The 260-nt window shown below is 55.0% G+C and carries 1 protein-coding gene; it reads right to left on the bottom strand.

The window, feature by feature from the left end; genetic code table 11:
- A partial coding sequence (locus tag FDX22_RS15765) for a LexA family transcriptional regulator (RefSeq protein ID WP_146717436.1) occupies positions 1 to 255 on the bottom strand: 255 nt, incomplete at its 3' end.
- Positions 256 to 260: the final 5 nt, after the last annotated feature.

The raw sequence follows: 260 nt of genomic DNA, 5'->3' as shown, positions 1-260 counted from the left end.
AAGCAGTGCGCGGATGATCCCGATGGCCTCGTTGTCCTCCACCGCTGTATGAAGTGTGATACCCCGTGCCACGCCACGCTTTATAGCGATGACGCCTTTTTTCTCCAGTGCGCGGAGCTGTTCCACAGCAGCATTCACCGAGCGGTATCCCAGCATGGTGGCGAGTTCCTGATTGGTTGGCGGAAAGCCACGCTCTTTCCGGTAATAAATCAGCATATCCAGCACCTGCTGCTGGCATGGTGTTAATGTCGTCATTCAGT

Source organism: Citrobacter sp. TBCS-14 (genome assembly GCF_005280805.1).
Taxonomy (GTDB): Bacteria; Pseudomonadota; Gammaproteobacteria; order Enterobacterales; family Enterobacteriaceae; genus Citrobacter; species Citrobacter gillenii.
Note: the sequence above shows the minus strand (reverse complement) of the source record. Positions and strands in the feature narration are given on the sequence as shown.